7 protein-coding genes and 1 pseudogene are annotated in these 14597 nt (G+C 73.0%); 2 read left to right on the forward strand and 6 right to left on the reverse strand.

What is annotated here, in order from left to right:
• Positions 1 to 170: 170 nt before the first annotated feature.
• Positions 171 to 3766 (forward strand): annotated as a pseudogene (locus KKZ08_RS28235) (serine protease).
• Positions 3767 to 3918: 152 nt separating this feature from the next.
• Positions 3919 to 4863 (forward strand): bifunctional riboflavin kinase/FAD synthetase, encoded by a 945-nt coding sequence (locus tag KKZ08_RS28240; protein ID WP_223777106.1) that lies wholly within the window; start codon positions 3919 to 3921, stop codon positions 4861 to 4863.
• 33 nt (positions 4864 to 4896) lie between these two features.
• Here KKZ08_RS28240 and KKZ08_RS28245 read toward each other — a convergent pair whose 3' ends face one another.
• From KKZ08_RS28245 to KKZ08_RS28270, 6 genes are all read right to left on the reverse strand, one after another.
• Complete coding sequence (locus tag KKZ08_RS28245; protein ID WP_223779218.1) at positions 4897 to 5790, reverse strand: ABC transporter ATP-binding protein; 894 nt, start codon at positions 5788 to 5790, stop codon at positions 4897 to 4899.
• Complete coding sequence (locus KKZ08_RS28250) at positions 5685 to 6866, reverse strand: ABC transporter ATP-binding protein (RefSeq protein WP_223777107.1); 1182 nt, start codon at positions 6864 to 6866, stop codon at positions 5685 to 5687. Before KKZ08_RS28250 ends, KKZ08_RS28245 begins: the two co-directional genes overlap by 106 nt.
• On the reverse strand, positions 6863 to 7822 hold the full coding sequence (locus KKZ08_RS28255) for an ABC transporter permease (RefSeq protein ID WP_223777108.1): 960 nt from the start codon (positions 7820 to 7822) through the stop codon (positions 6863 to 6865). The genes KKZ08_RS28250 and KKZ08_RS28255 overlap by 4 nt, the downstream gene beginning before the upstream one ends.
• Positions 7819 to 8913, reverse strand: coding sequence for an ABC transporter permease (locus KKZ08_RS28260; protein ID WP_223777109.1), 1095 nt, complete (start codon positions 8911 to 8913; stop codon positions 7819 to 7821). Before KKZ08_RS28260 ends, KKZ08_RS28255 begins: the two co-directional genes overlap by 4 nt.
• A gap of 3 nt (positions 8914 to 8916) precedes the next feature.
• Positions 8917 to 10818, reverse strand: coding sequence for an ABC transporter substrate-binding protein (locus KKZ08_RS28265; RefSeq protein ID WP_223777110.1), 1902 nt, complete (start codon positions 10816 to 10818; stop codon positions 8917 to 8919).
• 312 nt (positions 10819 to 11130) lie between these two features.
• Positions 11131 to 14487: an SCO5717 family growth-regulating ATPase gene (locus KKZ08_RS28270; protein ID WP_223777111.1), complete on the reverse strand. Its 3357-nt coding sequence runs from the start codon at positions 14485 to 14487 to the stop codon at positions 11131 to 11133.
• Positions 14488 to 14597 lie beyond the last annotated feature (110 nt).

Raw genomic sequence — 14597 nt, forward strand, 5'->3', positions numbered from 1 at the left:
ACGGTCCCCCCACTCAAGGTGTTTCCACATCACCGCGCGGATTCACCCCTTCGGGCAGGCGCTCGGAGTGAACCGAGGGAGCGGAAGGGGGCGCGTTCGCGTCGCGTTCTGTTCCGCTGATCACCGCCGACCTACGGTCGGAGGACGGGGAACAGCCGGGAGGTTCGAGCATGGCGGGACGGGGTCCGCGGGCCGAGGGTGCCGGGGACACCGCGGGCGCGGGGGAGCGGGGCGGCCACACGGCGCCGGACCAGGCCCTCGTGCGGGTGTGCGACCTGGCGGGGCGCCCGCGGGGCACGGGCTTCGCCGCCGATGAGCACGGCACGGTCATCACCAGCCACGAGGCCGTCGACGGCCTCGCGCGGATCGTCCTGCACGCGCCGGACGGGCGCACCTGCGTGGTGCCCGCCGAGGCCGTCGTGGCGCTGCCCGGCGCCGACCTCGCGCTGGTGCGCACCGAGGGCCTCGGACTGCGGCCCCTGCCCCTGGCCGTGCGGGACTCCGTGGCGCGGGGCACCTATGTGCGGATCGCCGCGCTCGGCTGGCGCGAGGCCCGCGTCCTCGGCTCGTCCCCGGTGACGTACACCACGACCGACCGCTTCCACCCGGTGGGCGCCGCCCTGGAGCTGGCGATCGGCACGGAGGGCGCCGACGCGCTGCGGCCCGGCCGCGGAGCCGCGGGCGGACCGGTCGTGGACGCCGCGTCCGGCGCGGTCCTCGCCGTCCTCGGCACCGCCCTGCTGCCCCAGGACCCCGGCCCCCGCCCGCCCGGCGACGCGCTCTTCACCCACCGCCCGCCCGGGTTCGCGATCTCGCTGCGGGAGGCGGCCGCCGCAGACCCCGGCGGGCCGCTCGCCGAGCTGATCGCCCGCAACGCCGCGACCGTCCCCGCGTACGGCCACGACCTGAATCCGGCGGGCGCGCTGCACCTGACGGCCACCTCGGCGGGCTCCGACGGGCCACAGGCCGCCCACCTGGAGCCGGTCGAACGGCCCGATGTGGCGCGGGAGTTCGCCGCCTTCCTCGACGGCCCGGCCTGCGTCCTCGGCCTGGTCGGTGACCCCGGCACGGGGCGTACGACGGAACTGGCCGCGCTCGCCGCCCGGCGGACCCGGGGCGCCGAGCCCGCGCCGACGCTGTGGCTGCGCGGCGCCGACCTGCGGGGCACGGACGCGTCCGTCGCCGACGCCGTGCAGCGGGTCCTCGACCGGGCGGTACGGATCCTGGCGGCCGCACAGGAGGCACCGGGCGGCGAGGGCCTCGGGGACGTCTCGGCGGGGCGCGTGGCGCGACTCGTGCGGGACGCGGGGCTGCCGTTGCTGCTGCTCCTCGACGGGCCCGAGGAGATGCCGCCTCTGTCGGCACAGCGCCTCGCCGGGTGGAGCGACGCCACGGCGGCCTGGCTGCGGAACACGGGCGCGCGCCTCGTCATCGCCTGCCGGGCGGAGTACTGGGAGCAGGCGGGGGCGTACTTCGACGGGACGTCGCTCCATGGGGCGGCGTTCCACGGGGCGGCGGCAGGGGCGGCGGCTTCCGGCTTCCCCCGGTGCGTACGTCTCGACGAGCTGTCCGAGCCGCAGGCGCGTCAGGTCCGCGCGCGGTACGGCATCCCGGACGGGGCGCTCTCCGAGGCCGACGCGCGGCATCCGCTGACGCTGCGGCTGCTCGGCGAGGTGCGGGCCGCCCTCCCCGACGCGCCGCCGCCGGGCACGCCCGGCCGGGACGAGGTCTTCGCCGCCTATCTGGACCTGATGTGCCTGCGGGTCGCCGTGCGGCTCGCGGCGGCACACGGCCTGCGCGGCACCGCCGTGCGATGCCTCGCGGCGAAGGTGTCCGGCCAGGTCCACGAGGCGGCGCGGCGCTGCCTGGGGCCGGCGCGGGGGGAGCTGGACCGGGCCTCCTTCGAGGACGTCTTCCCGTGGGGTGCGCTCCCCGGTGCTCCCGGATGCTGTACGGGCTGGGCGTCGGCCGTGCTGGCCGAGGGACTGCTGGTACCGGCGGGCACGGGCTACCGCTTCGCGCACGAGGAGGTGGCCGACTGGCTCCAGGGCACGCATCTCGACGTGGACGGCGCGCTTGCCTCCCTCGTCCACCGGCACCGGGGCACGGCCCGTTCCCCGGTGGTCCCGGAACAGCGCCGCCGCGGCCCTGCCCCCACCCGCCCCGCCCCGGTGCCGCGCCACCGCATCGGCCCCGTGATCGAAGCCCTGCTCACGCTGGGCCGACAGCGCGGCCCTGCCGAACTGGACGAGCGGCTGCGAGACTTGGCGGACGCGCTGACCGACCTCACGGAGGAGGCGGCGCCGGGCGGCGAGGCGGGCGCGGTGACGGACGACGCGGTGACGGACGCCCGGTGGTGGGCCGCGCACCTGCTGCGCGGGACCTTGCTGCGCGTGCCCGACGCGGCGCCCCACCTCCCGGTGCTCGAAGACCTCGCCGAGCGCGGCCTGTTCGAGGCCGCCTTCTGGCTTCGGCTGCCGCTGGGGGAGACCCCGCGGTTCGCGCTGCTGCGGCACCTCGTCGTACACGACGGGCCGCCGGGGGCCCCGGGCCGCTGCCTCGACGCCGTCGCCGGACTCCTCGCCGCCGACCCCGCGAACGTACAGCCGCACCTCGTCCGCTGGTTCACCGACGAGCGGCCGCTGGACGCCGCGCCCGACGCCACCGTCGCCTCCGCCGCGCAGGCGCTGCTCCACACCCACCGGCACCACGCCGTCGACGACCTCACCGAAGCCCTCGCCGACTGCGCGCACGCCCGCGCCGACGAACTGCTCGCGGCCCTCGCCGAGGAGGAGCCTGCCGCCGTCTGCCGCGCCGTCGGCCGCTGGGCGCACGACGAGCGGCCGGGCGCGCGCGGCCGCCGCCTCCCGCCTGCGCGCCGCCCCCACGCCACCGCCGACACCGACCGCGCCCACCTGCGGCACGCCGCCCTCGCCCTGCTCGCCCACCCGGACGACGGCGCCCTGCACGGCGCCGCGCTCGCCCTGCTCGTCCGCGACCCGCAGACCCGCTCCCGGTACCTGCCCTGGTCCTGCGGCGCTTCACCGCCGGGGATCCGGCGCTGCCTGCGAGCGCGGCGGCCGAGGCCCTGGCCACCCACCCCGAGCAGGTGCTCGCCGCCTTCACCGCCCGCCTGCACCGGCCGGGCCCGGCGGACGACGGGTTCGGCGAGGCGCTGCGCCGCCTGGCCGACGCGGCCACACCCGCCCTCGCGCACCGCGTCGCCTCCCTGGTGCGCGACGCCCTGGAGGCCCGCCCCGAGGCCATCGCGTACGCGGCCGCGTACTTCGACCGGCGGCTCGAACAGGGGCCCGAGGCGCGGACCGTCCTCTTCCCCCTGGTGGCGGGTCTGCTGCACAGCCGTCTCCCGCGCGTCAGGGCGGCCCTCGCGCCGGTACTCGCCGCCCCGGGCACCGCCGCCTCACAGGCCCTGCGGAGCGACCTGCTCGACGTACTGCTCGGCCAGGAACGCGACCCCGCGGTCCTGGAGAGCGTCCTGCGCTCCGTGGCCCGCGGCGCCGCCGAGATCGGCGAACCCCCCACCCGCGAGCGGGTCCACCGCGCCGGGCTGCTCCTGGGCCGCACCCCGGAGGGCGCCTCCCGCTTCGACCGCTGCGTGGTCGAACTGGCCCGCTCCGACCCCGGCTTCGCCGCCCTCGTCACCGGCTGGCTCCGCGACGCCCCGCAGGAGTGGGCCGCCCTGGTCGGCCCGAGCGCCTCCCGGACGCTGACGGACCTCGCGGGCGGCGCGCCGGTGCCTGCCTAGGCCGGAACGGCCCGAGTGACCCCCGCCACCCTTCCCGGGGAGACACCGATGCGGGGCGGCGCCCCTCGGCATGGCAGTCTTAGACCTGCGCAATCGGCAATGGGAACGTACAGACGTAACGGACGTACACGGGTTCGGCGAGGAGCAAAGAAGTGCAGCGCTGGCGTGGCTTGGAGGACATCCCCCAGGACTGGGGGCGCAGCGTCGTCACCATCGGTTCCTACGACGGCGTGCACCGCGGTCACCAGCTGATCATCGGGCGTGCCGTGGAGCGCGCCAGGCAGCTCGGCGTGCCCGCCGTGGTCGTCACCTTCGACCCGCACCCCAGCGAGGTCGTGCGCCCCGGCAGCCACCCGCCGCTGCTCGCCCCGCACCACCGGCGCGCCGAGCTGATGGCCGGCCTCGGCGTGGACGCGGTGCTGATCCTGCCCTTCACCACCGAGTTCTCGAAGCTGTCGCCCGCCGACTTCGTCGTGAAGGTCCTCGTCGACAAGCTGCACGCGCGCGTGGTCGTCGAGGGCCCCAACTTCCGCTTCGGCCACAAGGCCGCGGGCAATGTGGACCTCCTCGCCGAGCTCGGCCGCACGTACGACTACGAAGTCGACGTCATCGACCTGTACGTGACCGGCGAGGCCGGTGGTGGCCGCCCGTTCTCCTCGACGCTGACCCGCAGCCTGGTGGCCGAGGGCGACATGGCGGGCGCCGCGGAGATCCTCGGCCGCCCGCACCGCGTCGAGGGCGTCGTCGTGCGCGGCGCCCAGCGCGGCCGCGAGCTCGGCTTCCCCACCGCCAATGTGGAGACGCTGCCGCACACCGCCATCCCCGCCGACGGTGTCTACGCCGGTTGGCTGCACGTCGAGGGGGAGGCGATGCCGGCGGCGATCTCCGTCGGCACGAATCCGCAGTTCGACGGCACCGAGCGGACCGTCGAGGCGTACGCGATCGACCGGGTCGGTCTTGACCTGTACGGGCTGCATGTCGCGGTGGACTTCCTCGCCTTCGTGCGGGGGCAGGCGAAGTTCGACTCCGTCGAGGCGCTGCTTGTCGCTATCGGGGATGACGTGAAGCGGTGCCGGGCCCTGATCGAGGCCGCCTAGTCGCCGTAGGCGGTGCGGCCAGGCGAGCCCCGTCTAAGGCGCCCCCTCCACCACCCGCTCCCGCGCCCAGTGACAAGCCACCTGCGTCTCGCCGCGCCCGGACAGCACCGCCAGATCCTCCCCACGGCATCGGTCCGCCACCCCCGCCCGCTCCGCCTCCCCGGAGGCAAGCACCTGGCACCGGACGTGGAACCGGCAGCCCCCCGGGACGCGGGACGGGTCCGGGGGCTCGCCGGTGAGGACGACCGGCTTCCCCGGAGCTTCCGGAAGCACCGACAACAGAGCCTGCGTATAAGGGTGTTGAGGGGCCGTCAGTACCTCCTCCACCGTCCCCGTCTCGACGATGCGGCCCAGGTACATCACCGCCACCCGGTCCGCGATGTTCCACGCCAGCCCCAGATCGTGCGTCACCACCAGTGCCGACAGCCCCAGTTCGTCCCGCAGGCGAAGCAGCAGGGCGAGGATCTCGCCGCGCACGGACGCGTCCAGGGAGGCCACCGGCTCGTCGGCGACGATGAGTTCCGGTCCCAGGACCAGCGCGCCCGCGATGACGACCCGCTGGCGCTGACCGCCCGACAGCTCGTGCGGATAGCGCAGGAAGAAGCGCTCCGGAGGGCGCAGCCCGGCCCGCGAGAGCGCCTCGGCGACCGCGGCCCGCTCGTCGCCCGCGTACCCGTGGATGCGCAGCCCCTCGGCCACGGCCTCGTACACCGTGTGCCGGGGGTTCAGCGAACCGCTCGGGTCCTGGAGGACCAGCTGGACGCGCTTTCGGTACGCCTTGAGGGAGCGCGCCGAGTACTCCAGCGGCTTCCCGGCGAACGTCACCGTGCCGGAGGTCGGTGGGACCAGGCCGAGCAGGGAACGGGCCAGCGTCGTCTTGCCGCAGCCCGACTCGCCGACCAGGGCGACGATCTCGCCGCCCTTGATGTCGAGGTCGACGCCGTCCACCGCCCGCGCGGTCGGCGCGCCCCGGCGGCCGGGGAAGGCGATGTCACAGCACCGCCGCCCGGCTCGCAGCGCGGCTGGATGCGGTCACGCCTGTGGGGAGCGCGCGACGGGCGCGGCGGGCGCCCGGGCAGGGCCTGGTCCTCCGTCGTGCAGGAGTCCAGCGCGACCGTGCAGCGCGGATGGAACGTACAGCCCGTGGGGAGCGCCGACGGGTCGGGCGGGTCGCCGGGCAGGCCGCGCGGCGCGAACCGGGACGCCGGGTCACCGATGCGCGGGAAGGCCGCGGAGAGGGCCCTGCCGTAGGGGTGCCGGGCGTTCTCGTAGACCTGGGAGGCCGGGCCCTCCTCGACGACGCGGCCCGCGTACATCACCGCGAGCCGGTCGCAGGTGTCGGAGAGCACCGCCAGGTCATGGCTGATCATCATCAGGCCGAGGTCCTGCTCGGACACGAGCTGTTCGATCAGGCGCAGGATCTGGGCCTGGATCATCACGTCGAGCGCGGTCGTCGGCTCGTCCGCGATGATCAGGCGGGGATCGCAGGCCAGCGCCATGGCGATCATGACGCGCTGGCGCTGGCCGCCGGACAGCTCGTGCGGATAGGCGTCCGCGCGGGCGGCGGGCAGCCCGACGTGTTCGAGCAGCTCGCCGACCTTCTCGCGCGCGCCCGCCTGCGTCGCCTTCTTGTGCAGCAGGATCGGCTCGGCGATCTGGTCGCCGATGCGGTGCACGGCGTTCAGCGAGTGCATCGCGCCCTGGAAGACGATCGAGGCGCCCGCCCAGCGCACGGCCCGTACCCGGCCCCACTTCATGGCCAGCACGTCCTCGCCGTCGAGCAGGATCTCGCCGGACACCTTCGTGCCCGCGGGCAGCAGCCGCAGCAGGGCCAGCGCGAGCGTGGACTTGCCGCAGCCGGACTCGCCCGCGACGCCCAGCTTCTGGCCCGCGTCGACGGCGAGGTGCACGCCACGGACGGCGGCGGCGCCGTTCGCGTACGTCACTTCGAGGTCGCGCACGTCGAGGAGCCGGTGTCCTTCGGTTTTCGCTACGTCGTTCAACGGGTGGCCCCCAGCCTGGGGTTGAGCACGGATTCCACGGCACGCCCGCACAGCGTGAACGCGAGCGCGACGATCGCGATGGCGAGACCGGGCGGGGCGAGATACCACCAGTGGCCCGCGCTGACCGCGCCCGCCTCGCGCGCGTCCTGGAGCAGGCCGCCCCACGACACGCTCGTCGGGTCGCCGAGGCCGAGGAAGGCGAGCGTGGCCTCGGTGAGGATGGCGCCGGAGATGACGAGGGTGGTCTGCGCGAGGACGAGCGGCATGACGTTCGGCAGGACGTGCCGGGCCATGATGTGCCCGTGGCCGCCGCCGAGTGCCTGCGCCCGTTCGATGTACGGCCGCGACTCGACGGCGAGGGTCTGCGCGCGGACCAGCCGTGCCGTCGTCGGCCAGGTCGTGACACCGATGGCCAGGATGATCGTCCAGATCGTGCCGGACATCACCGCGGCCAGCGCGATGGCGAGCACCAGCGTCGGCATCACCAGGAACCAGTCGGTGATCCGCATGATGACGGTGGCGTACCAGCCCTTGAAGTGCCCCGCCGTGATGCCCACGAGGGTGCCGATGGCCACGGACAGGACGGCGGCGAGCAGCCCCACGGAGAGCGAGATGCGCGCGCCCCACACCAGCAGGCCCAGCAGATCCCGCCCGAACTGGTCGGTGCCCAGCGGGAATTCGGCGCTCGGCGACTCCATCGGCTTGCCCGGCGCGTCGGTCACGCTCTGCGCGTTCGACCCCACGAGCAGCGGGGCGAAGACCGCGGCGAGCGCGATCAGGACGAGCACGGCCAGACCGAAGAGCCCGGCCCGGTGGGTGCGGTACTGCCGCCAGAACCGGGCCGCGGAGTGCCGCCTGCGCGCCCACGTGAGCGACCGCGCGCTCCCGACCGGCACGGCGGAGACGACGGGAGGGGCCGGTGTGGGCGGGGGAGTCGGTGCGGATTCGGTCGTCATCGGCCCACCCGGGGATCGAGCAGCGGATAGATCACGTCGGCCAGCGTGTTCATCAGGATCACCGCGACCGAGAAGACGAAGAACAACCCCTGCACCAGCGGCAGGTCCGGCACGCTCAGCGCCTGGTAGAAGAGTCCGCCGAGCCCCGGCCACGAGAAGACGGTCTCGACGAGGATCGCGCCCGCCACCACCGTGCCGAGATTGACGAACATCAGGGTGACGGTCGGCAGCATCGCGTTCGGCACGGCGTGCCGGCGGCGTACGAGATCGTCGCGGAGCCCCTTGGCCCGCGCGGTCGTCAGATAGTCGCCGCCCATCTCGTCCAGGAGCGAGGACCGCATGACGAGCAGCGTCTGCGCGTACCCGACGGCGACCAGCGTGATCACGGGAAGCACCATGTGGTGCGCGACATCGATGACGTACGCGAACCCGGTCTCACCGCCCGACTCCAGGCCACCCGTGGGGAACATCCCGGGAATCGGCCCGATCCCCACCGCGAAGGTGATGATCAGCAGCAGCCCGAGCCAGAACGACGGCACGGAGTAGAGCGTGAGCGCGAGCCCGGTGTGCAGGCGGTCGCCCAGTTTGCCGTTGCGCCAGGCCGTGCGCGTGCCGAGCCAGATGCCGATCAGCGTGTAGAGGACGTACGCCGTTCCGGTGAGGAGCAGCGTCGCGGGCAGTGCCTCCGTGATCTTCTCCATGACAGGGGCGTGGAACTGGTACGACGTACCGAAGTCGCCGCTCAGCACCTTGCCGGTGTAGTCGAAGAACTGCGCCATCACGGGCTTGTCGAGGCCGAACTCCTTGCGCATCGCGGCGAGCTGCTCGGCCGAGACGCGCTTGCCGCCCGTCATCTGCTTGACGGGGTCGCCGGGGATGAGCCGGAAGAGGAAGAAGCTGGTGACGAGCACGGCGAACAGCGACACGATCGCGCCGCCGAGCTTGCCCGCCACATAGAGGAGATAGGCGCGGGTGTTGCGGGCCCGTGGCCCGCGGGCCGACGACAGCCCGGCCTTCGCCGGGTCGCCGTCGGCCCCGGGGCCCAGCGGGCCCTCGGTGTCGAGCAGAGCGGGATTGCTGTCAGCGGTCATGCGTTACTCGCGGTCCTCTGCGGTCGAACGGCGGCGCAGGGCGAACAGGACTCCGCCGCCCACGAGCACCACCGCGGCAGCGGCGATACCGATGATGACACCGGTCGAGCCGCCGTCCTTGGAGGAACTCTTCCCATCCGCCGGGACGGCCGACCACCAGCTCCAATATCCGTCCTGGCCGTAGATGTTGCCCGCGGCCGTCGGCATGGTGGTGATGGACTTGATCTGGTCGGTGCGGTAGGCCTCGACGGCGTTCGGGTACGCGAGGACGTTCATGTACCCCGAGTCGTACAGCCACGACTGCATCTGCCTGACGATCTCGGCCCGCTTGGCCGGGTCGTACTCCGCGAGCTGCTTGGCGTACAGCTCGTCGTACTTCTTGTCGCAGATGAAGTTGTCGGTGGCGGCGCTCTCCTTGGCCTTCACCGGCAGCGCGGCGCAGGTGTGGATGCCGAGCACGAAGTCCGGGTCGGGGTTGACCGACCAGCCGTCGAACGCGAGGTCGTACTCGCCCGCGTACCAGGGCACGGAGACGTCATCGAGGCAGTTGACCTTGAGCCCGATCCCGAGGTCCCCCCACCACTCCTTCAGATACTTGCCGACCGCCTTGTCGTTGGGGTCGGTGGCGTGGCAGAGAATGCGCAGGTCGAGCGGCTTGCCGTCCTTGCCGACGCGCTTGCCGTCACCGTTCTTCTTGTAACCCGCCTCGTCGAGGAGCCGGGCGGCCTTCTTCGGGTCGTACGTCATCTCCTGGTCGGCGGACGGCTTCCAGGCGTAGTCGGAGAAGCGGGGCGGGATGTAGCCCGCGCCCTCGACGGCGTTGCCCTGGAACACCTTGTCGACGATCGCCTCGCGGTCGACGGAGAGGAACAGCGCCTGACGGACCCGCTTGTCCAGCAGGGCCGGATGGCCGTCACCGAACTTCTCGCCGTCCTTCGTCCGCGCGCCCGGGTTGGTGGCGATGGCGAAGAAGCGGCGGCCCGGCCCCTCGTTGACCTTGACGTTCTCCGCGCTCTTGAGGGAGTTCGCCTGCGCCGGGGTGAGCGCCGGCTGCCCGGCGACGAAGGACACCTCGCCCTTCCTGAGGGCGGAGACCGCCGCGTCCTGGTCCTTGTACGTCCGGAAGACCAGCTCGTCGAACTTGGGCGCGTCGCGCCAGAAGTCCTTGTTGGCCTTGAGCCGCACGTACTGGTCGACCTTGTAGTCCGTCAGGATGAACGGGCCGTTGCCGACGACCGGGAAGTCCTTGTCGTTGTTGAACTTCGAGATGTCGTCGACCTTCTCCCAGACATGCTTGGGGACGATCGGCACGTCGAGCGCGGCCATCGTGGCCTGCGGCTTCTTCAGCTCGATGACCAGCTTGGTGGGGCTCGGCGCGGTCACCTTCCTGAAGTTGGTGACGAAGTTGGAGTTCGCGGTGGCGGTGCCCTCCTTGGACATCACCTTGTTGAACGTCCACGCCGCGTCCTCGGCGGTGGCGGCCTTGCCGTCCGACCACTTGGAGTCGTCCCGGATCGTGTACGTCCAGGTCAGCTTGTCGGCGGACGGCTTCCACTCGGTGGCGAAGCCGGGAATCGCGCGGTTGTTCTTCGCGTCGTAGTTCGTCAGGTATTCGTACGTGAGGCGGTGCAGGCTGGTGCTGAGCAGCCGCTGGGCGAGGAAGGGGCTGAGCGAGTCGACGCTCTGCGCCACGGCGACGGTGAGGACCTTCTTGCCGCCGTCATCCTTGGCCTCGGCCTGCTGCGGGGTCGGGTCGAGAGGCGTGGCGAGACCGGCCGTGAGAGTGAACGCGGCGGCGGCGCCGGCGAGGAGGAACCTCAGGCGACGGCTTCGGCGGGACCGCGGCGGGGCGGGGGGTGGTGTCGTGGTTGCTGCTGGTCTGCCGTGCTGATCTTGTGTGTCCATGGGTCGGTGACCTCGCGTCATCGCTCGCACAGGGATGGCTGGTTGCACGCTGGTTGATCAAGGGGCGTCAGCTGGATTGTTGTGTGTCTACCAGCGCCGGTCTGGGCGAGTCAACGGCAGGTGAACCCCATGTGGCCTGCGGAAATAACGAGTTGACCGTGATTTCACCCGCATTGGTCAAGACCTCTGACGCGTGGCTGGTGGGGGCGTGGCGGTGGAGGGAGGGGCAGGTGGGGGCCGCCGGGCAGCGGTCGACGGGCAGAGGGGCCCGCGCCGAGGAACGGCGCGGGCCCGCTGGGGGTTCTGCGGAACTTACTGCTGGGGTGGCTGCGGCTGTTGCTGCTGAGGAGGCTGCGGTGCCTGGAACGGGGCGCCCGGTTGCACCGGCTGCGGGGCCTGCGGTTCACCCTGCGGCTGCGGCTGCGGCTGCGGCTGCGGCTGCTGCGGTGCCTGGTGCTGCGGCTGCCAGGCCTGCGGGGCTCCTGGCTGCTGAGGGTAGGGCTGGGGCGGTACCTGCTGCTGGGGTGGCTGCGGCTGCTGCGGCTGCTGCGGTTGGGGGTGCTGCTGTGGCTGGGGTTGCGCCTGAGGCTGCGCATAGGGGTGGGGCTGCGGCTGGGGAGGCTGCGGCTGCTGACTCTGCGGGTGGCTCTGCGGCGCCGAAGGGGCGTACGGCTGCTGCGCGTGTTGCCCCTGCTGCCCCCCGTACGGCACCTGACCCGGCAACGGCGGAGCCATGTGCGGCGGCGGATTCCCGTCCGACGTCCAGAGCCCCTGCTGCTGCTGAGCCCGCACGAAGTCCTCGGCGACCATCGCCGACAGATTGAAGTACGCCTCCCGCACCTTCGGCCGCATCATGTCGAGATCGACCTCCGCACCGGCGGCCAGATGCTCGTCGAAGGGCACGACGACCACGCCCCGGCACCGCGTCTCGAAGTGCGACACGATGTCATCGACCTTGATCATCTTGCCGGTCTCGCGCACACCGGAGATGACGGTGATGGACCGCGAGACCAGGTCGGCGTACCCGTGCGCGGACAGCCAGTCCAGCGTCGTGGACGCGCTGCTCGCCCCGTCCACGGACGGCGTCGAGATGATGATCAGCTGGTCGGCGAGGTCGAGGACCCCGCGCATGGCGCTATACAGCAGACCCGTACCGGAGTCCGTCAGGATGATCGGGTACTGCTTCCCGAGTACGTCGATGGCGCGCCGGTAGTCCTCGTCGTTGAACGTGGTCGACACGGCCGGGTCGACGTCGTTCGCGATGATCTCGAGACCGGAGGACGCCTGCGAGGTGAACCGGCGGATGTCCATGTACGAGTTGAGGTACGGGATCGCCTGGACGAGGTCACGGATGGTGGCCCCGGTCTCGCGCCGCACGCGCCGCCCGAGCGTACCGGCGTCGGGGTTGGCGTCGATGGCGAGGATCTTGTCCTGCCGCTCGGTGGCGAGGGTGGAGCCGAGCGCGGTGGTCGTGGTCGTCTTGCCCACGCCGCCCTTGAGACTGATGACGGCGATCCGGTAGCAGGAGAGGACCGGCGTCCGGATCAGCTCCAACTTCCGCTGCCGCTCGGCCTCTTCCTTCTTGCCGCCGAGCTTGAACCGCGAACCGCCGCCCGAGGGCCGGCTGCTCTTCGTCTTCGGCTTGGTGTTGCGCAGCAGCCGGTCGGAGGAGAGCTCCACGGCGGCGGTGTAGCCGAGGGGAGCCCCCGGGTTGGTGCGCTCCCGCTGATCGTGCTGCAGGGGCTGGGGCCAGGCGGCGCCGGTACGGGGGTCGATGGGCGGCTGGCCCGGCTGGGCCTGGGGTGCCTGCGGTGCTTGCTGGGGCTGGGCGGCGACGGGGGGCAGCGGCTGGGGGGCGGGCTGGTGGCTTTGGGGCTGGACCGGCGCCTGCGGCTGCGGCTGGGCCTGGGGGTGCGGAGCCTGCGGTTGCGGTTGCGCCTGGGGCTGCGGAGCCTGCGGCTGCTGGGCCGGAATCGGCTGCTGGCCGTGGGGGGCGGGCGGCTGGGGGAAGCCGTAACCGGCGCCGGGGAGTCCCTGCTGGGGGAAGCCGTACGCGGCTTGCGGGGCGGGAGTTTCGGGCGTGGCGGGAGCGGGCGCTCCCTGCTGGGGGAAGCCGTAAGCGGCTTGCGGGGCGGGAGTTTCGGGCATGGCGGGAGCGGGCGCTCCCTGCTGGGGGAAGCCGTACGCGGCCTGCGGGGCGGGAGCGTCGGGCGTGGCCGGAGCAGGGGCGGGCGTCGGCGCGGGAGCCGCCGCGGGGGGCTGCTGCGCGGGAGTGAAGGGTGCGCCGGGTGCTGCCTGCGGGAATCCGTGACCGCCCTGCGGAGCCTGGGGCTGAGCCGGAGCCGGAGCCGGAGCCGGAGCCTGGGGCTGGTGCTGGACCGGAGCCTGAGGCTGGGGCTGCGCCGGGGCAGGGGCCTGCTGCGGCACCACCGCGGGCGGCGGAGTCTGCGCCTGTACGGGCTCGGGCTCGGGGACGGGGGCGGAGGTGGGCTCGGCCTGAACCGGCTGCGCGGGCGGGGCAGCCTGCGTCGGCACGGGCCACTGCGGAGCCGAGGCCGGAGCCGCGGGCTGGTAGGCGGGCGGCAACGGCGGAACCCCGCTCTGCGGCGCGGGCGGCGGAGTCCAGGAGGACGGCACGGAGTCCTGCACGTCGTCGTCGGCGCCATCGGCGTCATCGGCGGCGACGGCGGGAACGGCATCCTGAGGCGCGGCGGCGGGCGCGGAGGCGACCGGCCCCTCGGCACGCGAAGCCTCGGCCTCACCGGAACCTTCATCGACGGTCACTACGGGATCACCCGCGGCAGAGCCGCCCTCGACCTCGTCGTCATCGCTGGAGACCGACTCAGGCTCAGGAGCAGCAGAAACAGGCATGGCTTCGATCTCAGGCTCGGGCTCCGCGGCGGCGGCACGCTCCTCGATCTCCCGCTTCAGGGCACGAGCGGAGAACCGCACGGTGGCCCCACTCTCGAGATCACCACTCTCCGAAACAGGCTCGACGTCCTCAGCGCCGCCCGCAGGCTCCGCCGAACCGCCCTCAAGCGAGTCACCGGAGCCCGGACGGGCCTCCTGCTCCCCAATCTCTGCCTCTGCGTCTGCCTCGGCCTTGGCTTCGGCGAGGGCGTCAACCTCGTTCTTCGGTACGACGCCGGTCACGTGGACGGAGGCGGCGGGCCCGGCAAGCGCGGTGCTCCAGTCGGTGGCCCCACCACCGGAGACCTCAGGAGAAGCAGCCCCGGAGCCCGTCTCCGCAGCCTCCGCCCTCTCCCCTTCCTTCTCCTTCTCCCTCTCCTCGTCCTCGTCCAGAGCCGCAGGCTGGAACCCGCTCCCTACCGGAAGCTTCGGCACCACGGAGGGAACAGAGGGGGAGGGCGCTGCCACCGGCGCCTCGGCAGGCTCGGCCGGAGCCACGTGCACAGGGGGAACGGGCCCCGCCGGCGGAGCGATCGGCGCGGGCGGCGCGGCGAAGGAAGGCGTGGAGACAGGCGAGGCGGAGGCGGCCGACGACGAGGGCGTCTCACCGGCACTGCCCGAAGCGTTCTGCGTGTACCAGGCGGGCGGCGCGTAGTCGATGGTGAACTCGCCCGTCGTCTCGGCGGCGGACTCCGCGTCGGACTGATCATCGACGGGTGAGTCCCAGCCCCCGCGGATCTCGTCCCGATCGCTGTTCACAATGCCTCCTGGTGTGGTCGAGCACCCTCGTGCCGTGGTGGGGGGCGACCGTTCCTGTCGTCCGATCCGCCTGGCTCTCCCCGTTGAGGACGCGCACGACCCGCTCGCGG

The sequence above is a fragment of the Streptomyces sp. 135 genome, from assembly GCF_020026305.1.
GTDB lineage: Bacteria > Actinomycetota > Actinomycetes > Streptomycetales > Streptomycetaceae > Streptomyces.